At 49.3% G+C, this 25,702-nt stretch carries 21 protein-coding genes and 1 rRNA gene (1 of these 22 cut by a window edge); 2 read left to right on the forward strand and 20 right to left on the reverse strand.

The window, feature by feature from the left end; all coding sequences use genetic code 11:
* Nucleotides 1-1,299 (reverse strand): 16S ribosomal RNA (locus R70723_RS28670); it reaches 249 nt to the left of the window's first position.
* Nucleotides 1,300-1,757: 458 nt separating this feature from the next.
* On the opposite strand from R70723_RS28670, the gene R70723_RS28675 reads away from it, so the two are divergent.
* Nucleotides 1,758-3,014: an MFS transporter gene (locus R70723_RS28675; RefSeq protein WP_039877437.1), complete on the forward strand. Its 1,257-nt coding sequence runs from the start codon at nucleotides 1,758-1,760 to the stop codon at nucleotides 3,012-3,014.
* 196 nt (nucleotides 3,015-3,210) lie between these two features.
* The gene (locus R70723_RS28680; RefSeq protein ID WP_039877439.1) at nucleotides 3,211-4,485 is read left to right on the forward strand and encodes a molybdopterin-dependent oxidoreductase; all 1,275 of its coding nucleotides are present in this window, start codon (nucleotides 3,211-3,213) and stop codon (nucleotides 4,483-4,485) included.
* A 70-nt stretch (nucleotides 4,486-4,555) separates the two neighbouring features.
* On the opposite strand, the gene R70723_RS28685 is transcribed toward R70723_RS28680, so the two are convergent.
* The 19 genes from R70723_RS28685 to R70723_RS28775 all read right to left on the reverse strand — a co-directional run bounded on the left by R70723_RS28685 (nucleotide 4,556) and on the right by R70723_RS28775 (nucleotide 25,694).
* Entirely contained in the window at nucleotides 4,556-5,506 is a 951-nt protein-coding gene (locus R70723_RS28685) for a hypothetical protein (protein ID WP_231574793.1), read from the reverse strand.
* 12 nt (nucleotides 5,507-5,518) lie between these two features.
* On the reverse strand, nucleotides 5,519-6,742 hold the full coding sequence (locus R70723_RS28690) for an ABC transporter permease (RefSeq protein ID WP_039877440.1): 1,224 nt from the start codon (nucleotides 6,740-6,742) through the stop codon (nucleotides 5,519-5,521).
* Nucleotides 6,739-7,458: an ABC transporter ATP-binding protein gene (locus R70723_RS28695; protein ID WP_047171258.1), complete on the reverse strand. Its 720-nt coding sequence runs from the start codon at nucleotides 7,456-7,458 to the stop codon at nucleotides 6,739-6,741. Before R70723_RS28695 ends, R70723_RS28690 begins: the two co-directional genes overlap by 4 nt.
* Nucleotides 7,459-7,470: 12 nt before the next feature.
* Nucleotides 7,471-9,192, reverse strand: coding sequence for an alkaline phosphatase (locus tag R70723_RS28700; RefSeq protein WP_039877442.1), 1,722 nt, complete (start codon nucleotides 9,190-9,192; stop codon nucleotides 7,471-7,473).
* A 230-nt stretch (nucleotides 9,193-9,422) separates the two neighbouring features.
* The gene (gene ligA, locus R70723_RS28705) at nucleotides 9,423-11,435 is read right to left on the reverse strand and encodes an NAD-dependent DNA ligase LigA (RefSeq protein ID WP_039877443.1); all 2,013 of its coding nucleotides are present in this window, start codon (nucleotides 11,433-11,435) and stop codon (nucleotides 9,423-9,425) included.
* Nucleotides 11,436-11,533: 98 nt separating this feature from the next.
* Entirely contained in the window at nucleotides 11,534-13,897 is a 2,364-nt protein-coding gene (pcrA, locus tag R70723_RS28710; protein WP_039877444.1) for a DNA helicase PcrA, read from the reverse strand.
* Nucleotides 13,898-13,939: 42 nt separating this feature from the next.
* The gene (locus R70723_RS28715; protein ID WP_039877446.1) at nucleotides 13,940-14,659 is read right to left on the reverse strand and encodes a heptaprenylglyceryl phosphate synthase; all 720 of its coding nucleotides are present in this window, start codon (nucleotides 14,657-14,659) and stop codon (nucleotides 13,940-13,942) included.
* 133 nt (nucleotides 14,660-14,792) lie between these two features.
* Nucleotides 14,793-15,659 (reverse strand): phosphatidylinositol-specific phospholipase C/glycerophosphodiester phosphodiesterase family protein, encoded by an 867-nt coding sequence (locus R70723_RS28720; RefSeq protein ID WP_039877447.1) that lies wholly within the window; start codon nucleotides 15,657-15,659, stop codon nucleotides 14,793-14,795.
* Nucleotides 15,660-15,758: 99 nt separating this feature from the next.
* Nucleotides 15,759-17,159, reverse strand: coding sequence for an undecaprenyl-phosphate glucose phosphotransferase (locus R70723_RS28725; RefSeq protein WP_039877448.1), 1,401 nt, complete (start codon nucleotides 17,157-17,159; stop codon nucleotides 15,759-15,761).
* On the reverse strand, nucleotides 17,156-18,109 hold the full coding sequence (locus R70723_RS28730) for a glycosyltransferase family 2 protein (RefSeq protein ID WP_039877449.1): 954 nt from the start codon (nucleotides 18,107-18,109) through the stop codon (nucleotides 17,156-17,158). The genes R70723_RS28725 and R70723_RS28730 overlap by 4 nt, the downstream gene beginning before the upstream one ends.
* A gap of 160 nt (nucleotides 18,110-18,269) precedes the next feature.
* Nucleotides 18,270-19,133: a dTDP-4-dehydrorhamnose reductase gene (gene rfbD, locus R70723_RS28735; protein WP_039879396.1), complete on the reverse strand. Its 864-nt coding sequence runs from the start codon at nucleotides 19,131-19,133 to the stop codon at nucleotides 18,270-18,272.
* A gap of 8 nt (nucleotides 19,134-19,141) precedes the next feature.
* The gene (rfbB, locus tag R70723_RS28740; protein WP_039877450.1) at nucleotides 19,142-20,164 is read right to left on the reverse strand and encodes a dTDP-glucose 4,6-dehydratase; all 1,023 of its coding nucleotides are present in this window, start codon (nucleotides 20,162-20,164) and stop codon (nucleotides 19,142-19,144) included.
* A gap of 124 nt (nucleotides 20,165-20,288) precedes the next feature.
* Nucleotides 20,289-20,693, reverse strand: coding sequence for a GtrA family protein (locus tag R70723_RS28745; protein ID WP_039877451.1), 405 nt, complete (start codon nucleotides 20,691-20,693; stop codon nucleotides 20,289-20,291).
* Nucleotides 20,644-21,579, reverse strand: a complete 936-nt coding sequence (locus R70723_RS28750) for a glycosyltransferase family 2 protein (protein WP_039877452.1) — start codon at nucleotides 21,577-21,579, stop codon at nucleotides 20,644-20,646. The genes R70723_RS28745 and R70723_RS28750 overlap by 50 nt, the downstream gene beginning before the upstream one ends.
* Nucleotides 21,560-22,657 carry a DegT/DnrJ/EryC1/StrS family aminotransferase gene (locus R70723_RS28755; protein ID WP_039877453.1) on the reverse strand — a complete coding sequence of 366 codons (1,098 nt, stop codon included), beginning with the start codon at nucleotides 22,655-22,657 and terminating at the stop codon, nucleotides 21,560-21,562. The genes R70723_RS28750 and R70723_RS28755 overlap by 20 nt, the downstream gene beginning before the upstream one ends.
* Before the next feature lie 10 nt (nucleotides 22,658-22,667).
* A complete protein-coding gene (locus R70723_RS28760; RefSeq protein WP_039877454.1) occupies nucleotides 22,668-23,243 on the reverse strand; it encodes an acyltransferase in 576 nt (191 codons plus the stop codon).
* 35 nt (nucleotides 23,244-23,278) lie between these two features.
* On the reverse strand, nucleotides 23,279-24,286 hold the full coding sequence (locus R70723_RS28765; RefSeq protein WP_039877455.1) for an acyltransferase family protein: 1,008 nt from the start codon (nucleotides 24,284-24,286) through the stop codon (nucleotides 23,279-23,281).
* 39 nt (nucleotides 24,287-24,325) lie between these two features.
* Nucleotides 24,326-24,736, reverse strand: a complete 411-nt coding sequence (locus tag R70723_RS28770; RefSeq protein WP_039877456.1) for a sugar 3,4-ketoisomerase — start codon at nucleotides 24,734-24,736, stop codon at nucleotides 24,326-24,328.
* Between the two features lie 40 nt (nucleotides 24,737-24,776).
* Nucleotides 24,777-25,694, reverse strand: coding sequence for a glycosyltransferase family 2 protein (locus R70723_RS28775; RefSeq protein ID WP_039877458.1), 918 nt, complete (start codon nucleotides 25,692-25,694; stop codon nucleotides 24,777-24,779).
* Nucleotides 25,695-25,702: the final 8 nt, after the last annotated feature.

Here is a 25,702-nt window from a genome sequence, read left to right on the forward strand (position 1 = left end):
ACCAGCTTTGCTGGGATTGGCTCCACCTCGCGGCTTCGCTTCCCGTTGTACTGGCCATTGTAGTACGTGTGTAGCCCAGGTCATAAGGGGCATGATGATTTGACGTCATCCCCACCTTCCTCCGGTTTGTCACCGGCAGTCACTCTAGAGTGCCCAGCTTAACCTGCTGGCAACTAAAGTCAAGGGTTGCGCTCGTTGCGGGACTTAACCCAACATCTCACGACACGAGCTGACGACAACCATGCACCACCTGTCTCCAATGCTCCGAAGAGGGGCACTATCTCTAATGCTTTCATCGGGATGTCAAGACCTGGTAAGGTTCTTCGCGTTGCTTCGAATTAAACCACATACTCCACTGCTTGTGCGGGTCCCCGTCAATTCCTTTGAGTTTCAGTCTTGCGACCGTACTCCCCAGGCGGAGTGCTTACTGTGTTAACTTCGGCACCAAGGGTATCGAAACCCCTAACACCTAGCACTCATCGTTTACGGCGTGGACTACCAGGGTATCTAATCCTGTTTGCTCCCCACGCTTTCGCGCCTCAGCGTCAGTTACAGCCCAGAAAGTCGCCTTCGCCACTGGTGTTCCTCCACATCTCTACGCATTTCACCGCTACACGTGGAATTCCACTTTCCTCTTCTGTACTCAAGCCACCCAGTTTCCAGTGCGACCTCAGGTTGAGCCCAAGGTTTAAACACCAGACTTAAATAGCCGCCTGCGCGCGCTTTACGCCCAATAATTCCGGACAACGCTTGCCCCCTACGTATTACCGCGGCTGCTGGCACGTAGTTAGCCGGGGCTTTCTTCTCAGGTACCGTCACTCCGGTAGCAGTTACTCTACCGGACGTTCTTCCCTGGCAACAGAGCTTTACGATCCGAAAACCTTCATCACTCACGCGGCGTTGCTCCGTCAGGCTTTCGCCCATTGCGGAAGATTCCCTACTGCTGCCTCCCGTAGGAGTCTGGGCCGTGTCTCAGTCCCAGTGTGGCCGTTCACCCTCTCAGGTCGGCTACGCATCGTCGCCTTGGTGAGCCGTTACCCCACCAACTAGCTAATGCGCCGCAGGCCCATCCCTTAATGACAGATTGCTCCGCCTTTCATTCTCCCTTCATGAGAAAAAAGAAATTATCCGGTATTAGCTACCGTTTCCGGTAGTTATCCCAGGCTAAGGGGCAGGTTGCCTACGTGTTACTCACCCGTCCGCCGCTAAGCTCACCCCGAAGGATAAGCTCCGCTCGACTTGCATGTATTAGGCACGCCGCCAGCGTTCGTCCTGAGCCAGGATCAAACTCTCCAATAAGGTTTTTCCGAGCGATTACTTCACCCGAATTACTCCGAGGAAATAACCATCCGAAAACTATCGAAAAGAGCGATTGCTCATTTTGAAACTGACGATTCATTAAATGAATCTTGTAAAAATTTAACGCGTTCCATTTGTTCAGTTTTCAAAGAACTTGCTCCATCGTTTCAACATTTCGTTTCACGACCGGAATTAGATTGTATCATTTTTCAATGTTTCTTGTCAACTTATTTTTTTCTCAGCCCGTTTACTCGGCGTTGATGTCTCATAAGCACAAGAGATAATATATCATGCCGATCGTATCATTGCAAGCTTTTTTTGAAAATCAATTTTCTGCTTAACTCAGACAACTCCCGGACAATAAATTATTCCCTGGATGCTCATCAGTAGCTACAATAGAAGCTGTTGAGGTTTTTTAACATATGGACTGTATTTATTTAGATTGGAAAGGAGTATCAATGAACACTAATGTCTCGCAGGATAGTCCTGCACCTGCTCTCAAGACCCCTGTACAACGCGATCAGCAGCAGGCTACGATCTACAGGATTCTACTCGCGGTCAGCTTTGTCCATCTATTCAATGATTCTATTCAGGCACTGATTCCGGCGATGTTCCCTACACTCAGGGATAACCTGCTGCTGTCCTTTACCCAGATCGGCTGGCTTGCGTTCGCCCTGAATATGACCTCGTCACTGATTCAGCCGGTAATCGGGTTCGCCGCTGACCGCAAGCCCCGGCCTATTCTTCTCCCGCTTGGCATGTGCTGCACCTTTGCCGGAGTGCTTCTGTTAGCCTTTGCTGACAGCTATGCGCTGGTTATCTTCTCGGTTATACTCGTCGGATTCGGGTCAGCCGCCTTTCATCCCGAAGGAATGCGTGTCGCTCACATGGCGGCAGGGCAGCGCAAGGGCTTGTCCCAGTCTATTTTTCAAGTCGGCGGCAATGCCGGCCAGTCCTTAGGCCCTTTGCTGATCAACTGGGTATTCATTCCCTTCGGACAGATTGGGGCACTTGGATTCACTGTTTTCGCCGCAGCTGGTATCGCCGTCCAGACGTATGTAGCCAAGTGGTACAGCGGCATGCTAAATGCCGGTTATACATTCCGCAAAAAGTCTTCAGGCGGCGTAATTGATCCAGCACAGCGCAAAGCGATTGTTACAGCTGCTGTTATTCTGGTCTTTATCGTATTTGTCCGCTCCTGGTACGGAGCCTCTATCGGCGGATATTATGCCTTCTATTTAATGGACCATTATGGCATGAAGCTTGAGAACGCGCAGATCTACATTTTTATGTATCTGGCGGCCGGAGCTGTAGGCACCTTCTTTGGCGGACCGCTTGCCGACCGCTTCGGACGGCGGAATCTTATTCTGGTTTCTATGCTAGGTACAGTACCGCTTGCCCTGGCCCTTCCGTTTGTGAGCCAATTTTGGGCTGCCGTCCTGCTTATTATCTCCGGGTTTGTGCTGCTCTCCAGCTTCTCGGTGACCGTTGTGTATGCACAGATGCTGTTCCCGGGTAATATCGGCACAGTGTCCGGCCTGATTACCGGTCTTGCTTTTGGCCTGGGCGGAATCGGTTCCTTAATCATCGGCAGACTGATTGACCATTTTGACATCACCTCGGTATTTGTAGCCTGCGGCTTTCTTCCGCTGCTCGGACTGCTCGCTCTCCTGCTTCCAGGTGACAGGCAGCTGGAGAAGTGGTCGGCTGAATAGTTATTCTCTTTCAATAGCTGCGTTAGTTTATCAGGTCCATCCATCTCCAGCCTGGAGCAGGATGGGCTTTTTCAGTATGTAAAAACTGATATTTCTGTAACCGTACGGTAAATTATTCAACGTCACTTTTTTGCGGTACAATTAATTCAAACTTGAAATAACCGGTAATGGCCGGAGGCTGAGGGAGGGATAGCAATTGAAAAAGATTTTGGCAGGCATCCGGCAAGGCTATGGTAAGAAGCTCGTCTCCATTCACCGCTGGAATGCCTGGCTTGTACTGTTTCTGGCTGTGAGCGGGTTGTTGCTGGTTGGCGGCTTTTGGCGCGAAATACTGGGCGAGGGAAGGGTATGGCTCAAATGGGCGCATATTGCCTTCGGGCTGCTCCTGCTAATCCCGGTTATTTATTATCTGTTGCTTGCTGCCAGGCACTGGAAGAGGCTGAACGGGAAGCCCGCCCAGAAGGCAAATGTCATCTTCGTGCTGGTTCTGCTTATCGGCTGGCTTTTATCAGGAGTTGTACTCTGGCAGTTCCGGCTTGCCGGACCAAGAGCAGCCAATGCGGCACTCTTCATTCATGACCTGCTCACCTGGATCGGACTTCCTGTCATTATCTATCACTCCGTTACCCGCGTGAAGTGGCTTAAGGAGCCAAAAAAACGTTCAGTCATTGCCGGTACAGGGGCTACTGAAGGTACAGGTGCTTCCGCAGACTTAGAGCGCCCCGCAGCCGGCAGTTCTCCTCAGCCTGTATACACGCGGCGCGGCTTCATTAAGCTGGCTGTCGGAGCCGGGCTTGCAGTAACCGTTGGCCCGACCTTTATACGGTGGGTTGGCAAGTCTCTTCAGATACCCGGCACTGCAAATTATGCCGCCAATAACGCTAACGCCCTTATTCCCGATCCCGTACCGCTGGCAGATTCTTCTCCGCCAATCGGCGGGGGTGCGGAGGGCAGCTTCCGGGTATATACGGTAACGGATATTCCGGCATTCGATAACTCGAACTGGTCGTTTACGATCGACGGGCTGGTAGATAAGCCGTTCACCTGGACTTGGGAAGAGTTCGTTAAGCTTCAGCGCGAGGTGCAGGTCAGTGATTTTCACTGCGTAACCGGCTGGTCCGTTTATAAAAACACATGGGAAGGCCTCCCGCTTTACAAGCTGCTGGATATGGCAGGTGTGAAGCAGGAGGCGGTAATGGTTAAGCTGTATTCCGGCGACGGTGTCTACACCGACTCCCTGACTCTCCCCCAGGCCCGCATGGAAGATGTCATGGTCGCTGTAATGCATGACGGCATACCGATTCCGAATCAGCTTGGAGGCCCTGTACGTCTGGTCACTCCCCAGATGTATGCCTACAAAGCAGTAAAATGGCTTAACCGGATCGAGTTGATTGCCGAAGATCACGTCGGATACTGGGAGCAGCGCGGATACGATAAAGACGCCTGGCTGCCGGGTGCCAAGCGGGTATGATGCAGGGTTCATAGGCTGGACATCAAATGCCTCTGCTCCCCTTATGGAAAGCAGAGGCATTTTTATCGTCTCAAAGACTCTTAAAGGAAGCATCATACAGCCGGAACATTGTTTTGTAGCCTGACTCGTCAATCTTGATGCCTACATCCAGGCGCCCTGTGATCTCCAGGGGGCCGGAAGTATAACGAAGCTTATCGCCTCCCGGAACAAAAACAATCATGATCTTGTTCCAGTAGGTTTCATCCCCGTTATCAAAAGGGCACTCCGCCCCCGGCTCGGGAATAAGCAGAAACCAGTTCTTCTCAAAGGAGAGAACCTCGCCCATGAAGCCTTTTATTTTCACTGTGCTGCCGCTAAGGTCCCAGAAATGCTCTGAGGGCCGGGTCTGGTCGCTGCCATCGAAAAAGCCGTTCCAGTCAATGGAGGTAAACCCGTCGTGAGCGGGTATAACAGCTGCCGCTGACTGGGCAGGGCTTGCTGCCGGAAGTGCAGCGGGACTAACAGCCTGCTGACCAGGGCCTGGCGTCGGCGATATAGCAGCCTTGCCTGCAACAGAAGTTCCTGTCTGTCCGGCTGGCCTTTGCGTAACAGCTGCAGCCGAAGAAGGCGTAGCTGCCGGCTTCGGTGTTCCGGGGGCAGTGGCATCCGTCGCTATCGCTCCAGGCTTGCCGCTCTGCCGGTCTGCTGCGGGACCGGTTGATTCTGCGGCCGGGTTTACCGCCCCCTGCGGCCGGACGTCCCCTCCGGCGGACTTACCGCCGGCCGGGGTACTGCTAACAGCCGGCAGGGCCGTAGCCAAGGCCGGCTGTGCAGTTGAAGCTTGCGTCGTTTCAGCCGGCGCCTGCGCAACCGGAGTCGCTTGTGCGTCTCCCAGCAAGCCCGTTTCAACCTGAGCTTCCGCCACCGCAGCAAAGGCTTCCCCCCGACCTTCAGCCGCCGAATTTTGGCCGCAGGCCTGCAGCAGCAGCATACCCAGCAGTGCTGCAAGCGCTGAAAGCCGCTTTTTGGATAATCGTCTCAAGTGGTGTACCTCCTAGGATTTGAACAGAGCGAGCGGATGCATCCGGTACATCCGGAATGCCGGGCCGAGCGAGGACAGCAGACCAATAGTAATTGCGCCTATAGCAATCAGCCAGTGCTCCTGTGTCCAGTGATACGGCTGAATCTGAATTCCTGCCTGAGCGAACAGCGCATCCTTCAGCAGAAACGCACCCAGATGACCGAGCAGCAGACCGGCGATCAGCCCGGTTGCCGTAACCAGCAGGCCTTCACAGGTCAGCGTCAGCCACACATATGCCCTGGACTTACCCAGAAGACGCAATAGTCCGACATCCTTGGTACGTTCACCGGCCGCGGCAATCAGCGATAGCAAAATCGATATCCCGGCCAGCAGCACACATATTGCCGTCAGCATACTGAGCAGCCTGGAGCCCTGATCTACTGCGTTCAATACATCGGATACAGCCTTGCTTGTGTAAGCCGCCTGAACTCCATTAGAGCCATCCAGCTCCTGCCTCAAATCGTGGGCTCCGAGCAGACTTGCCGGCTTGACCAATACTGCGGTAATCTCCCTGTCCTCAGGCGCAAGCCCGTGCACGGCCCAGGCATAGTCCACGGTTGTAAATACGGCACGGTCATCCGGGGTATGAAGCTCAGGAAGGATACCGGTTACGGTGTACCGGAAGCTTCCGTGGGCGTGATCTTCCCCATCCTCATCATCCTGCTCTTCAACATGTTCTTCCCCGTGTGCTTCCTCCTGTACAAGCCCGTGCGCACCTGAAAAGGTATCCCCTATCTTCAGTCCCAGTGATTTAGCCACATACGACCCAACAATGGTCTCACCCGTATGGGCATACATGGAGCCTTCCTGCAGCCTGGTGTCCCCATACCTTGTATAGAAGTAACCTGACTCCAGCCCGACTATCGGAAACCCCTTATAGTTATCCCCTGTAGTCATCGCATAGGCTTCAGCAACAGACTGGTCCTGCCTGGCCTGATCCAGTACAGCGAGCGGAATGTTCCCGGTCGGGGCACCAATATGATAAAAAGTATTTAGCACCAGCTGGGTCTCACTGCCCGCTGCTCCGAGGACGAGGTCAAAGGGGCCGTAGCCTTTTTTGGCGCCCTGCTCTACACTCTCCCGCGAAAGGGTAAGCAGTACAATAAAAGCAACGGTAACCGCAACCGCGCAGACCGTAAGCAGAGACAAAAAACGCCGGTGCAGCACATTACGCAATGTTAGCCGGAACAGGCTCATACTGTTGCCCCCTCCCTGATCCCGCGGCTGTGACGCTGCAACGGCATAACTTCCCGGCGGACTGTATTTACATCCTGAATATTCAGACAATGCGGAAAACGTCCTGCCATATTCAGGTCATGAGTAACAACGATGAGCGTGTGACCATGAGTAATACTAAGATCAAGCAAAAGAGCAGAGATTTCATCCGCGGTCTCCCAGTCCAGGCTGCCTGTAGGCTCATCCGCGAGCAGAAGCGGAGGCTGATTCACCAGCGCCCGGACAATCGCTATCCGCTGCTGCTGGCCGCGCGACAGCTGGGAAGGCCGGTGCTGGCTGCGGCCGGCGAGTCCCACCTGCTCCAGCCAGCCGTCCACAACCCGTTTACGTTCCCTGGCTGTAAGCCTTGCTGTCATCGCAATCTCGATATTCTGCCGGGCCGTCAGGGACGGAATCAGATGAAAGTCCTGCAGCACATAACCGATGCGGGAAGCGCGAAAGGCATCACGTTTGGCCTCTGCCAGCTCGTGAAGCGGCTGGCCGTCCACTACAATGCTGCCGCTGTCCGCCCGGAGGATTCCGCTGACCAGATGTAAAAGCGTGCTTTTACCGGACCCGCTGGGCCCGGTAATCGCTACACGCTCTCCTTTTTCAACCTTCCACTCAGGAATATCCAGAATCGGTACTTGTCTTCCGTCAACCTTGAACTGTTTTTTTACATCCCGGATCTGAAGCACCTAACCTCACTCCTATCTCAGGATAAGCCGTTCGGACAGGGCATCCCACTTCAGGGTTGTGCCTGTAAGCTGATTGAATGCAGTGAGCGGGAGGTATAGCACGCCATTATCCACATCTACTGTGTAAGCAGCCGCCTTATTGTTCAGCTTGGCTGTTTTACCTGTCAGGCTGACATCAATGGTATTGTTCTTCAGCGTCAGCTTCGCGGCAGAAGCATCCCCTTTGTACGTACCGCCAAGCGCCTTCGCCAATGCTTCGGCCGGGTAGAGCACCTCGTTGTCGCGGCTGATTTTAAACTTCGGATAAAGATATTTGGACTGCAGCTCAGCAGAACGCTTGTTGAGATCCAGCCCCAGAATACCCGCCCCTGCCGTAGCAATCTGCGTGTTATCCACCTGTCCCTTTACCTTGTCCGCAATCGGCCCGTATGCCCAGACTCCGACATCAACCGCCGAGTGCCCGTGACCGGACCAGCCGACGAGCAGCCGTTTGGATATAACCGCATTATACGCACCTTCACGTTTATATGAGGACCCGTCCCCGTTCATAATCTGGGTAACCTCTTCATCGCTAAGATCTGTGATCCAGGTGTTGGCCGTTACGATGCTGCGGATCTCTTCCGGTGTCTGTGCCGCTTCAAGGTCTGCCGCCAGGCTTTCGGAGGAATGCTTCTGCTTGTTCCACAGATCAATATTGATCTCATAAATGTTATCGCGCGAGAGGGACAGGCCGCCTGTTTCATGGTCCGCTGTGACTACGACGGAGGTGTTGCCGTTTTTCTTCGCAAAATCAATGGCTGTCTTAAATGCAGCGTCGAAATCAAGCGCCTCCTGAACAAGCGTCGGCAGATCGTTAGCATGACCAGCATGGTCTATGCGTCCGCCCTCAATCATCATAACAAAGCCGTCCTTATCAGCGGATAGGATATTCAGCGCCTTGGAGGTCATGGCGGCAAGACTCGGCGTCTCTGCCGTCCGGTCCGGAACATAGGCAACATGGGAGCTGCCGAACAGGCCGAGCACCTTGGTATTTTTGGAGGTGAGCGCATTTAGGGCAGACGCATTTTCAACCACAGTATAGCCCTTGGCCTTGAAGTCAGGGAGGAGGCTCTTATCCGTCCGTTTGCCCTTCTCTTCCTTCGTTACAAAAAACTGCTTCCCGCCGCCCATCAGCACATCTACACCGCTCTCCAGATACTGCGAGGCAATGGCTGCTTCATTATCACGGCTGCGCACATGGGATGCGTAAACAGCTGGTGTGGCATGGGTGATACGGGCCGTGGTCACGAGTCCTGTTGCTTTGCCGGTACTCTCGGCAGCCTCAATAATAGAAGCGAATGGCTTGGATACGTCCTCGTTAGACACGCTAATGCCTGCATTGTAGGTTTTGTGTCCTGTAGCAAAGGCAGTACCTGCTGAAGCAGAGTCCGTAACGATACCGGATACAATCTTCCCGCCGTCTTCACCGCGGTCTGCATATGTAGTAGCCTGTCCTACGTAATAAGGATCGATATTCAGATGATTGACACCCTTGGTGTATTGCTGAAAATATCTTGCCGCCGAAATCTGGGCCGGGCCCATACCGTCGCCAATCAGCACAATCAGGTTTTTGGACTGGGCTTTTGCCGTCCCCCCTGCATTTGTTGTACCCTGCGCCGCTCCGGCGAGTGTTGCCCCTGAAACCACAGCTGCTGCCAGTCCCCCAAAGATAATGCCCTTCATCAGCTTGTTCATTGTTTACCTCTTCCTCCTTATGGTGATTCTTCCTCTAGATTAGCTTGGAAAAGTTAACCATATGTCAAAATAAGTAATTGGTTGTATTAAATTATCAGTTGTTCATATATTTCTTAATGCAATAAGCAGCCAGTTGAATGGATATGAAAAAGAGCCCTGCATCTTCGCTGCTGCGCAGTGAGATTACAGGACTCTACAGTTCCGCTGTTATGCAATTGGTTTAGAGCCGCTTACAGCTCCAGTAGCCGGATAAGCTCATCTTCATCCTCGATGACCTGAATGCCGAGCTGCTGGGCTTTGGCCAGCTTGCTGCCGGCTTTTTCCCCGGCTATGACCAGATCTGTCTTCTTGGAGACGCTGCCCGACACCTTGGCCCCCAGTGCCTCCAGGCGCTCCGCCGCCGCCTCGCGGGTAAGCTTCTGCAGGGAGCCGGTCAGGACAACCGTTTTGCCGCTGAAGAAGGAATCGGTACTGACCTGGAGCGGCGCTTCCGGCGCTTTGGCCTGCACACCCAGCTCCAGCATACGGTTAATGCTGACCACTACAAAAGGATCCGCGAAGAAGCTCACGATGCTCTCCGCCACGATTCCCCCGATATCCGGCAGACCGGACAGCTCTTCTGCAGTTGCGTTCATAACAGCCTCCAGGCTGCGGTAATGCTCGGCCAGCATCCGGGTGGTTGCCTTGCCTGTGTTCGGAATGCCGAGCGCATACAGGAAGGAAGCGAGATCGCGCGCCTTGCTCTCCTCCAGTGCTTTAAGCAGATTGGCAGCCTTCTTCTCACCGAAGCGGTCCAGCTTGACCAGCTGCTCAAAGGTCAGCTCATACAAGTCCGCAGGCTCACGCACATTCAGCTCTTCATGCAGCTGGCCGGCGGTCTTTTCGCTGAAGGTCTCGATATCCATCGCATCCCGGGAAGCGAAATGAGTAATCCGGCTGACAATCTGCGGCTTGCAGTCCAGCTTGTTGTTGCAGAACAGATGCGCACCGCGCATTTCCAGCGGGAAGCCGCAGGAAGGGCAGTTGTCCGGGAAAATAATCTCCCCGCCGTCACTCTCCTCCGTTACCTTGCCGAGGATCTCGGGAATGACATCATTGGAGCGGCGGATGAAGACGCGGGTCCCCAGCGCATGCTTCAGATTTTTGCGTTCGATGTCGCCAACGTTATTAAGTGTGCAGTTCTGCACGGTAACACCGGCAAGCTCCACTGCTTCTACCCGCGCCAGAGGCGTCACTTTGCCTGTACGCCCTACGTTCCAGCTCACCGATTCCAGAATGGTCGTTGTTTCTTCCGCCTCGAACTTGTAGGCTACTGCCCAGCGCGGGAACTTATCGGTGTAGCCCAGCGTTTCGCGGATGCGGAAGTCGGTGACCTTGATAACCGCACCGTCAATCAGATAATCCAATCCGGCACGCTTCTCCTCAATCTCCGCCAGTTGCTCGGTCACATCATCAAATTTATCGTAATAGGTAAGATAAGGATTCACCTTAAACTGGTTGGTCCGCAGGAAATCCATCATCTGCTGATGATCGGCGAACTGCACCCCTTGCGCATAACCTACGTTATAAAAGAAAGAGTTCAGCCTGCGTTCAGCCGTCGTCTTCGGATTCAGGTTGCGCAGGGCACCCGCAGCCCCGTTGCGCGCATTCTTCAGAGGCTCGGCTGCACGGGTATTGTAATCAGCCAGTACGGACAGATTCATAATTCCCTCACCCTGGACTTCAATCAGTCCTTCCTTAAACGGAATGGTGAGCGGCACAGACTTGATCGTCTTGACCTGGGCAAGGATACCTTCACCCGTTACCCCGTTACCCCGGGTCGCAGCCTGGACCAGCCTGCCGTCCTGATAAGTCAGATTAAGCGTCAATCCGTCGAATTTCAGCTCCACCGCATAGCAGGGCTCAGGCAGCGGGTTATCCGGATTCTTGGTGTTGTAGTCATTCACCAGCTTCAGCACACGGGCATTCCAGCTCCGCAGCTGCTCGATATTCTGCGCCTTATCCAGGCTCCAGAGGGGAGCAAGGTGCCGGTGCGGGGTGAAGCCCTTCAGCAATTCGCCTCCAACCCGCTGAGTCGGGGAATCGGGAAGCACAAGCCCGCTCTCTGCCTCAAGCTGAACAAGCTTGTCGTAAAGCACATCATACTCCTTGTCGCTGACTAACGGGGCATCCAGGGTGTAATAGTGATAATTGTATTTATTCAGCTCAGCAACAAGCTCTTCCATGGTATGCATAACGTCCATCCGGGCATATCCCTCCGTTATAAGGATTGTATCTAGCAAGAGAACGACACTTCTATATCTCTTTATTTTCAAAAATCACCTGCGGTAACCCCTGCCGTTTACTCGACTTTGGTAATCGGTGCAAACCCGGCCAGCAGCCGCTTCACGCCAACCGGCGCCGGAAAAGCAATCTGCAGCTCCGTATCGTTGCCGGTGCCCTTCACGGACACAATGGTGCCGGTGCCCCATTTGCCGTGGGCCACCTTGTCGCCGGCCTTGAACTCGCCGGCCGGCGCCGCAGCCCCTCCCGTAGCGCGCTGCGCGCCGCTGCCGGTCGTCACGCTCACGCGTCCTGCCCCCGGGACAGCGGACGCGGTACTGCCGCCCAGGCTGGCGCTTTGCCCGCCAGCCGGCGAGGTGCCGGCGCCGCCTGTGGCACGGCCGCCGAAGTTCCCCCGGCTGCCGCCGCCGAAGCCGCGGCCGCCATAGGCACCGCCTACCTCCGCGCCGCCGCGCCGGAAGCGGTCCGATTCACGGACGGTGTCTTCCTTCAGCTCCTCCGGAATCTCCTCCAGGAAGCGGGACGGCGGGTTGGCCGTCGTCCGCCCGAACAGCGTGCGCATTCTTGCACAGCTGAGGAACAGCTGCTTCTCTGCGCGCGTAATGCCTACATACGCCAGCCGGCGCTCCTCTTCCAGCTCATCATTGTCCTGGAACGCACGGCTGTGCGGGAACACGCCCTCCTCCATGCCGATGATGAATACCGTCGGGAATTCCAGACCCTTGGCACTGTGCATCGTCATCAGCACAACCGCATCGCTGCGGTCCTCTTCGTCGTTGTTCATGCTGTCAATATCCGCGATCAGCGCCAGATCGGTCAGGAAGGAGACCAGCGACTTGTCTTCATTATTCTTTTCAAACTCCATCGTTACGGACAGGAACTCGTCAATGTTCTCCAGCCGGGCACGGGACTCCAGCGTATTCTCATTTTGCAGCTCCAGCCGGTACTGGGACAGCTCCAATATCTTCTCGGTAAGCTCGGTTACGGACAGGAATTCCACCATGCGGTGCAGCGCTTCGATCATGTCATAGAATTCAACCAGCGCATTGCGCGTCCGGCCGGCAAAGCCAAGATCATCCACCGTCTGCAGCACCCGGAAAATCGAGATTCCCCGCTCAGCCGCTGCTACAGCCAGCTTGCCGATCGTAGTATCCCCCAGGCCGCGCTTAGGCACATTAATGATCCGCGCCAGACTGATGTCATCATCCGGATTGGACAAGAGACGCAGGTAAGCAAGAATATCTTTAATTTCTTTACGGTCATAGAACTTAATCCCGCCGACAATCTGGTACGGAATATCCGATTTAATCAAAATTTCTTCTATTACACGGGACTGCGCATTGGTACGGTACAGGATGGCATGATTCTGATAAGCCTGCCCCTGCTTAACGTTCTTGCTGATCTCTCCGGTGACGAAGTACCCCTCATCATGCTCGGAATCACCGCGGAACACCTTGATCTTGGCGCCCTCATCCGAATCCGTCCACAGCTTCTTCGGTTTACGGCCTGTATTCAGGGCGATAACGCCGTTGGCCGCATTCAGAATGTTCGAGGTCGAGCGGTAGTTCTGCTCCAGCAGAATGGTTGTCGCTTCCGGATAGTCCTCTTCAAAATTCAGAATGTTCGAAATATCCGCTCCGCGCCAGCGGTAAATGGACTGGTCACTGTCGCCGACTACGCAAATCCGGTGATGGCCCTCAGCCAGCATCCGGCAGAGCATGTACTGTGCCCGGTTCGTATCCTGATACTCATCGACATGAATGTACTTGAATTTCTTCTGATAGAAATCCAGCACCTCAGGAACATCCTGGAACAGCTGAATCGTCTTCATAATGAGGTCATCGAAATCCAGCGAGTTGTTGCTTCTGAGCCGCTGCTGGTACTTGGCATATACTTTTGCCACAAGGCCTTCAAAATAATCGCCGATCTTCTGCTCATACTGCGCCGGTGTTACCAGTTCATTCTTCGCCGTACTGATTACCGCCTGCACCGCTTTTGGCTCAAACTTCTTGGTATCAATGTTCAAATCCTTCATGCAGTTGCGGATAACAGACAGCTGGTCGGAAGAATCAAGAATGGAGAAATTCGAGGTGAAGCCGATCCGTTCAATATCCTTGCGCAGAATCCGCACGCACATGGAGTGGAAGGTGGATACCCAGATATCCCGTCCTTCATCCCCGACCAGCTTGGAGACACGCTCCTGCATCTCACGGGCTGCCTTATTCGTAAAGGTAATCGCCAGAATCGCCCAAGGCGGTGCCATACGGTTCGCAATCAGCCAGGCAATCCGGTGGGTAAGCACACGGGTCTTGCCGCTGCCCGCTCCGGCCATTATCAAAAGAGGCCCTTCCGTCGTTTCTACAGCCTTACGCTGCGGAGGATTCAGCCGGCTTACGGCATCCTGTATGTTAATAAGTTGCATGTGTGACATGCTCCTTTCCAATATAAGCTTAAGTAATCAGTGCTACTCCAGTACAAGCTTCGGAGTTCTCTTAACCGCCTGTATAGTAAGCAGCGCCTGCTGCACATCACGGTATATAATATTTCCCACAACGACAGTATCACATAGCGCTGCAGCCTGTTCCGCCTCCGCCTCGCCGGTAATGCCGCCGCCATAAAACAGCTGGCTGTGCTCTACCGACTCTCTCACTTCCCGGACAACCTCCATGCTGCCAAACGTCCCGCTGTATTCAAGATAAACGACCGGCAGACGCATCAGCTTGTCCGCAATCTCCGCATACGCAGCGGCTGCACGGCCGCTTAATCCGGTATCGGCGCCGGTAAGACGGGCTACTGAGGAGTTCTCATTTAAAACAATGTACCCTTCTGTCAGCAGCGCTTCCCATGGAATCAGACTGCCAAACCGCTCTATCGCCTTACGGTGATGGCCGAGAATCCAGTCCGTATGCGACGTGTTCAGCACCATAGGAATCATGTACAAGTCAAAGCCCGGAACAGCAGCCTCAAGCTCAGAAACCTCAAGCGCACAGGGGAGCTCATAGCGGCGCAGCCTGGAAAGCAGTCCTGTAGTGTTCTCGTAAGTGACACCGGTGGAGCCTCCTACCAGAATAGCATCCGTTCCGGAACGGCAGATTTCATCCAGCTCGTTATCCCCGAGTTCACGGTCCGGGTCCAGCTTAAATACATGCCGCCACGGCTGTATTAATTGCCGCAATTCATTCATCCGTCGTCCATCCTTACCCTTCAAAAATACGAACGTTTTTTCGCTTTTTTATTATAGTATATAACCGCCTGTTCACCAAGCTGAATTAGAAAAAATCCGGACAGAACGGCCACCTTTTTACAGCAGCGGTTTATTAGCGCACGCCCCGCATCCGTCCCAGGTCCTCCTCAGAGACAAAATCCGTATAAAAGCCATCTACGCCCATCCGGGACAGCTTCGTAATTTCTTCCTCGTCGTTAACGGTGTGCACATAGACGCGGGCTCCGGCCTGCTTTAGCTTTTGAACAAAGCCCTTGGTTGCTCTGGTTACCGGCATTGTGATCTCCACACCGGTCTCCCGGGCAAACGCTATGACCTGCTCGTCGCTGTCGTGTGACTGATATAACGTGAAAATGACTTCCGGGAAGGCATACACCCTATTGACAACCTCCAGCATGTCACGGCTGTAAATCTGCGGAACAATCCGCGATAGGAGTGCAGGGTCCTTGCGTTTAGCCGCCTCCACGATGTGTTCAAACTGTCTGGTTACGAGCTCCGGCTCGAGCTCTTTGGTATCTGTCACAATATAGGCATCGGGGTAGGCCGTCATCAGCTCCATAATTCTATCAATATCAAGCGGGGAATACAGCGTTAGAATCGGGCTGTCCATCACTTCCCCGTAGCTGAGTACAGCACCCTGCCTTGCAGCAGGCAGCACGTCCAGCTGACCAAGCAGCCGGCTCATATTCCCGGTCCATTCATGGCGGGCGACCAGCTTATCGTCTGTAGTAAGCAGCAAATCAGTCTCAAACACGCGTGTACCCTGCTCATAGTTGGCAACAAAAGCATCGAGCGTATTCGTATACGTATGATTGTTAATCCCGCCCATCGCATGGGCTATAACCTTATGTGCGGTAAAACCGGCAGCAGGCTCTTTTGTCTGCGGCCATAGGGTGATTACAAGTAACAGGGTAAGTGCGGCAGCCATGATGATCGTTGCATTTAGCTTTCTTTTATCCATAATAGAGGAATTCCTTTACAAAGGTTGGAGTAGAAAAAACAAAAACGGCTGGAGCCTTATAACAAGGAAGTCAACCGTTTTTAAAGGATTGGTATAAAATTAATAGGCATTTTTGAAGCCGTTACGGATAGTTCTGAAAATAATGCGGATATCGAACAGCAGCGACCAGTTCTCGATGTAAAAAATGTCATGCTTGATCCGGTCCTCAATTGAGGTGTCGCCGCGCAGCCCGTTGCTCTGTGCCCAGCCTGTTATCCCGGGACGCACATGATGCTTAACCATATATTTCGGCACCTCGCCGCGGAACTGCTCCACATAATACGGGCGCTCCGGCCGGGGTCCCACGACACTCATCTGGCCAAACAGCACATTAAAAAACTGCGGCAGCTCATCCAGACTCGTTCTGCGGATAAAGGTGCCAAACCGTGTACGCCGGGGATCATCCTTTGTACTCCAGCCTGTATCTACCCCGGTATCCGTCTGCATTTTCATAGACCGGAACTTATACATCATAAAATTGCGGCGGTTCAGCCCTACACGCTCCTGCTTAAAGATGACCGGCCCCCTTGAAGTGAGCCGCACACCCAGTGCCACAATAAGCATGACCGGCGACAGCATAAGGATGGCGAACAGGGAAAACACAATATCAAACAACCGCTTCGCCAGCTTATTGCCGGCCATATCCAGCGGAATATCGCGAACGTTAATCATCGGCATTCCGGCAAAATTATCGAAGTACGGTCGCGCAGGCAGGTAATCAAAGAAGTCGGGGATGATCAGCGTCCGCATACCGGCTTTTTCGCAGGCCGCAATAATGGCAGGATATTTGGAGTGGGCATCCAGCGGCAGCGCCAGAATGACTTCATCCACCGGCAGCATTTCCAGGATCCCGGACAGCTCATCGACTGTTCCCAGAATGGGCTTGTAACGCTGCTCCTCAATTCCGTCCCACTTATGGAAGTCATCCAGAAATCCGATCGTTTCATAGCCCAGCTCAGGGTACTGGACCAGGTTATTGTAGAATCTCTTACCCAGAGAACCTGCCCCGATAATTAGTACGAACTGGCGGTTGTAGCCTTTTTCACGCAGGGATTTCAGCATCGTCTTCAATACATAGCGGTACAGCATAATGGACAAAATATTAAAGCCCATGTAAATAGCCAGATACTGGCGGGAAACGTCTATTTCCTTCAGGAAGAACATTACGCCGAGCAGGATAAAGATGGCCATAATGTGCACCTGGAAAATCTTCAGAAATTCATCTACAAAACGCTTCTTGCGCTTCGGCAGATAGAGTGAGAGCACAATCCCAATCAGCACTGCTATTGCCCCGTACATAATGCTCCAATATGCGTAAGACTCGACCGGGAGCGTATTATAGGACTCCAGCCAGCCGCTGCGGAACTTCAGCCACCAGGCAGCCAGAAAGGACAGCTGGATCACAAGAAAGTCAGCAACCATATAGAGCTGGGTCAAAAACTTCTGATTACGGCGGATCATAATCTCACCTCGGCCTTCGATTCAATCTGTGGTCCCGCTTCAGCGGAAGCTGTAAGACTCTGTGCCGGAGTTGACACCGGACGGGGTGCTCTCAGGGCATTGACTGCAAGGGACAGCATAAACTTAACGGCAACACCGGCATATACCGTTCCATTAATTATACTGTTGTACTGCCTGCTATAATGCTTGCGGTGAAATAAGATCATCGCTCTATGAAACTCATATACAATCTTGAACGGCCTGCGCCGCGCGCTGCCGCCCTTCAGATGAATGATGCTCGTCTGCGGATGATAATAAATGCCCCAGCCGGCTTCCTTAATCCGGTAGCACCAGTCCAGATCCTCACCATACATAAAGAATTCCTCATCCAGTCCGCCTACTCTATCAATCGTTTCACGCCGGACCAGCATAAAAGCCCCGACAAGGCAGTCCACAGGATACGCCTTATCCGGGTCCAGGTATCCCAGCTGGTATCCGTTAAATCTCGGGTTGTCCGGGAACAGCCTGCTAAAGCCAAACGCATAGTAAAAAGACGCCGCAGGTGTCGGGAACCCTCTCTTGCAGGCCTTATCCAGCGAGCCATCCGGCAGAATCACCTTGCAGCCCGAAGCCCCAAGATCCGGGCGGGTATCCATAAAAGCAATCATTGTCTCCAGCGTGTCCCGGCGGATCACCGTATCGGAATTCAGCAGCAGCACGTAACGTCCGGAGGCGACCTCCATCCCCTGGTTATTACCGCGGGCAAAGCCGACATTCTCTCTATTTGCAATCAGCGTTACATCCGGAAATTCTGCGCTGATCTTCGCAACGGAATCATCATGCGAGTTGTTATCTATCAAAATAATCTCATAGGAAAAGTTCGTATCCGACTCATACACCGACCTGATACAGTCCATCGTCAGGCGGCAGGTGTTGTAATTGAGAATTAAAATACTTACATCTACATTCACTTCACTACGCTCCTGACAAATATAGTAATCTATCGACAATTATTATAACACAAAAACCTCCCTGATAGGCAGTGGCCGGTTAGGGAGGTTTTTACAGAAATTATAGAAAAGGTACATTACACTGTTTGTTACTGCAAATTTCTTAATAGGACAACTGCAGCTACTCTTTTAGCTCCAGTAAAAAATCCTTAAGTCCTTCGCGCCATGGCCGGATGTCCCCGAATCCGTTCGTCCGGATGGACAGGTGCTCCATCACAGAGTAACGCGGACGCGGTGCCGGACGGGGAAATTGCTCAGTTCCGCAAGGCTCAAGCTTAGCTGTGAACTTCAGACCGAGGATCTCTTCCGCCTCAGCGAAGATCGCTTGGGTAAACTCATACCATGTACAAGCTTCAGAGTTAGATGCGTGGTAAACGCCATACTTCTCCGTCTGAATCAGTTCCAGCAGGAACCGGGCCAAATCCACTGTGTAGGTCGGGGAGCCCTTTTGGTCGTCTACAACCTGCAGCAGAGGTTTCTCCTGTCCAAGCTTCAACATCGTTTTTACAAAGTTATTGCCGTATTTGCCATACACCCAGGAGGTACGGACAATAAAAAACTTGGACGAAAGGGATTGAACCAGTATCTCCCCTGCACGCTTAGATTTACCATAGATGCTCTGCGGATCGGTATTGTCGTATTCGTGATAAGGCTTGCTGCCCATTCCGTCAAAAACATAATCCGTACTGATATACACCAGTTTCGCCCCAGTCCGTTCTGCGGCAAGTGCCACATTCCGGCTGCCGGTGACATTGATCAGATAAGCTGCATCAATATCGGTCTCAGCCGCATCTACTGCCGTGTGGGCAGCACAGTGAATGACAGCATCCGGGCCGAACCCGCTGATTACTTCCACACACTGCTCCAGATTCGTGATATCCATCTCCTGGCGGTCGCAGCCCAGTACCTCATGGCCCTGATTTTGCAGCAGCAGTACAAGATCCTGGCCCAGCTGTCCCGCAGATCCGGTGACAAGCACCTTCAGTGTAGACATTACAGGGAATCCCCCAGACGGCTGCCGTACTGAAGCGCGGCATATTTCTGGTATTCTCCCGACTGGATGCGGGTCCACCATTCCTTGTTGTCCAGGTACCACTGGATCGTTTCTTTAATACCCGTTTCAAAGGTGTGCTTCGGCTTCCAGCCCAGTTCATTCGTAATCTTGGCCGGGTCAATACCATAACGGCGGTCATGGCCCGGACGGTCCTGCACGTAAGTAATCAAGGATTCCGGCTTGCCCAGCTCCTCAAGAATTGTCTTCACAATGTGCATGTTCGTCCGCTCATTGTTGCCGCCGATGTTGTAAACCTCGCCGATGACACCATTATGGATAACAAGGTCAATCGCACTGCAGTGATCCTCAACATACAGCCAGTCACGGATATTAAGCCCATCTCCGTAAATCGGCAGTGCTCCATCATTCAGCGCACGGGAGATCATCAGCGGAATCAGCTTCTCCGGGAACTGGTAAGGACCATAGTTATTGGAGCAGCGGGTGATGTTAACCGGCAGCCCGAAGGTCTCATGGTAAGCACGCACCAGCAAATCTCCGCCGGCTTTACTTGCTGAATACGGGCTATTCGGGGTAAGCGGAGTTTCCTCAGTAAACAGACCCGTAGCGCCCAGTGTTCCGTACACTTCATCCGTAGACACCTGTACGAACTTCGTTACACTGTATTTCTTCGCTGCGTCCAGCAGCACCTGCGTGCCCAGCACATTCGTCTTCACAAACACATCCGGCTCTAAAATACTCCGGTCTACATGTGATTCCGCCGCAAAGTTGACTACAACATCAACCCCCTGGCTAATCAGCGCATCCATCGCCGCAACATCCGTAATGTCTGCTTTGACAAAAGTGTAGTTCGGATTACCCTCAACAGATTTCAGGTTTTCCAGGTTTCCTGCATACGTCAACGCATCCACATTAACAATCTGATAATCCGGGTGCTGCTGCAGCATGTATATTACAAAGTTGCTGCCGATAAAGCCGGCTCCGCCGGTTACGAGGAGTTTCATTGTTAGACCACCTTTTCAAGAAGTGATTATTGCTTTGATCCCATAATATATGCCTTGATTAATCTCAGGGGAATAATATTCGTCCACTTTGTTTATTATATTCAGAATACCTAACTACCATTATTTATTTGCTTTTAATAATAAGCCTCGAAAGTACATAGGTTATTGGAATTGTTATTACAATAACAATTAAAGGTACAATTCCGGTAGATAAATGTAAATGTTCCACTAGAACATACAACATCATGATATTCACTAAATACTGAACAAGATAAACAATAGGGAATTTAAGGAATTTCCCCAGTGCTACTTTTTCCTTAAATACAAACACAGTATTTAGGTAATAGGAAAGAAATATTCCTGAAACATAAGAAAGTGTATACGACAGAGAATAATCAAAAAATGCTAGCAAAAGTAAATACATTAGATAAGTGGTAAGCGTATTGATCCCCCCGCTTATCACAAATTTCAGGAATTCTTTACTCAAAAGTTTGGTCAACAACGTAGGATGGCCGCTCTCTGCTTTCATCTAAAATCCTCCACAGATATTCACCTATAATACCCAGCATAATCATAATGATTCCCAATAAAAAAGTAATTAAAGCAATAATTGTCGTCCAGCCTTGAAGTTCAATAAACCCGGATAAGGTTCCAATTATTACAAAAACACCATATAAAAAGCTTATAATTGCTGTTATGACACCTATTAATGACATAAACCGAATTGGAGAGTATGAGAAGCTTACAAAAGAATCAATAAAAAGCTTTATTTTTTTAGAAAGCGTCCACCGGGATTTGCCCAGTTTTCTTTCCTGTCGTACATATGGGATTTGCACTTGGTCATGGCCGAGCCAATATATAAGACTCATTATGTTAGTGTTTTTCTCCTGGATATCGATAACTTCATTAACAACTTGTCTATCTATTAATAAAAAGTCAAATCCGCCCTTAGGGTAGCCCTTGAGAGCAAACCTCTCCAGCAAATAATAATAAGTATTAGAGAACATTTTTTGGGAAAGGGACTCCTCCCTGTCTTCTCGTGTAGCAAGAACAACCTTTTTACCCGATTTCCAGTGTTCAATCATTCCCTTAAACATTTCCGGAGGGTCTTGTAAATCAGCTGCAATAATACCTACACAATCGCCAGTAGTAAATTTCAAACCCGCTTGTATAGCAGACATTGAACCAAAATTACGGCTTAACTTAATGACTTTAATCCGCGGATCCTGCCGTTTGGCTTCAAGCAACAACGAAAATGAATTATCCTTGGAACCATCATCTACAAAAACAAACTCAAAATCACAATCAGGGATAATATTCTCTAAGTTTTGCAATCTTGGAACAGTATGCGGAATATTCAATTCGTTATAATACACAGGTACAACAATCGATAATTTAATCCGGTTTATACTCATTTACTACCTCCACAATTCTTTTCACATCAACCATATCCATCACTGGACTTATTGGGAGGCTCAGAATCTCCGAATGAATTTTTTCCGAAATAGGAAAAACAAGTTCATTCCATTCTTTATATGCTTCCTGCTTATGAGGGGGAATCGGATAATGAATCATAGTCTGTATTCCATTATCAGTCATATAATTAATGAAATGATTTCTTGACGAAGTTCTGATTACGAAAACATGCCAAACATGTGAGAATGGCTCTTCTTCGACACTTGGTAGTACAATATGCTCATTTTTTATATTATTCAAATAATAAGTTGCTATCATTCTTCTATACTCATTATCCTGATCCAGATATTTTAATTTCAAGCTCAATATTGGAGCTTGAAATTCATCTAATCTGCTATTGTATCCTTTAAAGAGATTCTCGTATTTCTTTTGTGATCCATAGTTCCTTAAAGCATGCAGATTTCTATACAAGTTTTCATCATTTGTCGTAATAGCTCCAGCATCACCCAAGGCTCCCAGATTTTTTCCGGGATAAAAACTAAAAGCTGCAGCATTTCCTAAATTCCCGACTCTCCGTTCAGCATAAACAGCACCGTGAGCTTGGGCACAATCTTCAATTATCTTCAAATCATATTTTTCTGCAATGTTTTTAATAGGCTCCATATTACATGCTTGTCCATAAAGATGAACCACCAGAATAGCCTTAGTGTTAGGAGTGATACTCACTTCTATTTTATCCGGATCCAAATTATAGGTCAGTAAGTTAGGCTCCACTAACACCGGTTTTGCCCCATTGGCAGATATAGATAATATTGATGCAATATAAGTATTAGATGGCACAATTACTTCATCACCAGGACCAATATTGTAGGCTCTCATAATTAACTCCAAGGCATCTAGTCCGTTCGCTACTCCCAGAGCAAATCTGGTCCCGCAATAATGGGCAAATTCTTCCTCAAACGCCTTGACTTCCTCGCCCAGAATATACCACCCGGAGTGCATAACTTTATGAACACAATCTAATATCTCTTTTTCATGACGTAAGTTAATTTTTTTTAGATCAAGGAAAGGAATCATATTAGTCCACCTATTCTAATTCAAGTAGTGTATCGCTCTCAATAATATTCCCGTCCTTCAAAGAATAATTCTTACCGCATGCCGGGCAAGATAATTGAGTATTTAACTTTTCGCCGCAGTTACAAATATAGCTCTTAAACTTTGCCGGATTACCATACCAAAGTGTGTTATTGGGAATATTTTTAGTTACTAGGGAGCCTGCCCCTACCATAGCATATTTACCTATAGTGTTGCCTGCGATTATTGTTGCATTAGCTCCTATAGACACCCACTCTTCAAGAACGGTTTTCAGAAATTCACTTGGATACTGCTTGGAACGAGGTCTTAGATCATTAGTAAAAGTAACATTTGGACCAATAAAGACATTATCATGTATTGTTACACCGTCCCAAATATAGACGCCAGATTTAACTGTAACTTTATTCCCTATTACTACATCATTTTCAATAAATGTATGATCATTCACGTTACAATCCTCACCTAGAACAGCACCCGGAAGAATATGTGCAAATGCCCAGACACGAGTATTGGCTCCAATATTCTCGGACTCAACAATGGCTTGAGGATGACTATAATATTGTTTCATTCACATTACACCTCCAAATGTTAGACGCACGCACTTTATAAGTTCAAACCACGAAATTTTATTAACGCCTTACTTTTAGTAGTAATTATGCCAATCAACACACTAAACACCAGACAAAATATTGGAAATAATATCTTTCCTGAATTAATCGTCAGTAGTCCGATTCTTTGCCCAATGTATATAAATAAAGAGTGATATAAGAACACATAAAGAGAATTACTTCCAATTAATTCTATGGGTGTGAAAATTAAAGCAAGCTGTTTTATTCTTTTTTCAGCGATTTGAAAAGCAAAAAATAAAATTGACGCTATTATAATTGTATAGAATAACGTATTTTTATTAGGAGGGTTCGCCCAACTCTTGTCTAAAAGATGAGCATTTATGTAAATAAACATTGCAATCAATGCTGTCACTAGTCCAACTACAAGTATCTTTATATCAGATTGAAACACTTTTTTTAAAAAAATAGGCGGATTGCTTGAGAGTAACTGCAGAAAAATCCCAAGAGAAAAACAAAATAAATACGATCCCCCTAAAACCCTGCTAGCTCCTCCGTAGTAATTTGCCACACTTGTAAAATGAGTCAAATAAAAACTCATTAGATATATAAAAAACAATCCTAATAATTGTTGATAAAATACACGCCCATGAAACACCCTATACAGTAGTGGGGAGACAACTATTAGTTGAAGAAAAAATAGAACAAAATAAAATGGAGCAGAAGCATTAAACATTATTACCTGGTTTTTAAAAACATTAAAATCAAAACGAAGGTTATTCCAATACAGATGGTAAACCAAAGTTGCCACCAAATATGGAACAACAATTGGAGTTATTCTTTTAACTATATAGGCTCTAATTGGCATCTTTGTTCTTCCTATAGATATGGATGATGTAAATCCAGCCAAAATGATAAACAGAGTGACTGAATATATCGTTAAACTATGAATAAACGCATTCACATAAACCAATCCATATAAATGATCAAAAACAACTGCAAGCATAGCTGCGCCCTTTAAAAAGTTGATCCATCTCAACTTCATGCTTGACCTCTCCCTCTTACAAAACTATTTAATAACATACTATTTATTTGAGTAAACCTCTATAAATTTATTATAATCACGAATATAATCTTCCGGATCATATAGGTGTGAAGCAAGCACCAACAATACACAATCCGCCGAAAAGTCATACATCTCATGCCAATCATTTGGCTCTAGGATGAGAACTGTATTAGGGGAATCTAATTGTACTTCTTCTGTTCTTTTAGTATTGTCCAAATGTACTTTGCAGTTCCCCGTAACACAGATTAAGGCCTGTCTGGTTTTATAATGGGCATGGAATCCTCTGCGAATACCTGCTATAGTACCGTAAATATAAAATACTCGCTTAAACTCAAACGGAATGAATTTGTTCTCTTCCAGTACCGTTAGTTGACCTCGTTCGTCACCTAAAGATTCTATTTGTACTATTTTACTTGATGGTGTCTGCACTTTAATCCTCCTTGTAATTCGCTCAATATCTTAACCAGTCCTACACGTAGTCAATTATAATGAGAAATTTAAATAATTGATTTTCTAAAAAAGAATGCCGGTATAGCTTCGAGCTTCTCAGAAACAGGAGTTTATGTTTCACAGATTTTCGATCCTGGATAAAAAGTTTTAGCTGATTGAGCTTTTCAGTATCTAATGAATCCGCATAAAGTTTATTAAATTCTATTGCTTGTTTTTTCAAAAGCTTATGACCTGAATGCTTTCGAAAGCTTCTCCACTTATTCCACAGCTCATGAAAAATAGTTCTGTGGCCGCCTACAACGTTATTATTATGCTGCCTATAATATATTGTTGGCTGCTCATCATAATATACTCTCCCGAAAGCAGATACACACAGATACGCCCACCAGTCATGCATTTGAAGATTTTCGTGATTAACCGTTTTAGAGATCAATAGGTCTCTTGCTGCTTTATTGATAACTACGGTTGCACCTACAGCAACATTTTGAATTAGAGCATTGTAGAAGTGTGGAGCCTTTTGAGACGGAGCCGGCCAAACTTTAATCGGGCGGAGATCTTGATCTGCCAACATTGTTGATGAGAAATACATCCCAGCCCTATCACATAACTGCAAAACATTTACTGCCCGTTCAACCTTATCGTTCATCCAAACATCATCTTGATCACAGAAGCAATAATACGACGCGTTTAAGTCAACGGCACCTAGCAATTTAAAAAAACTTGGTATAATTCCTGCATTACTCCCTTTAATAAAACGAATCTTATCAGAATACATATCCGCATATTTCCGAATAATGTTTACTGTATTATCATTTGAACCATCGTCACGAATAAGAATCTCTATATTATGATAGCTTTGTTGCAATATGCTTTGCAGTTGTTCTTCAATATATTTTTCACCATTGTATGTTGACATTAGAACTTGAACTTTATCCATTTGTCACC

It is taken from the genome of Paenibacillus sp. FSL R7-0273 (assembly GCF_000758625.1).
Lineage (GTDB): Bacteria > Bacillota > Bacilli > Paenibacillales > Paenibacillaceae > Paenibacillus_AQ.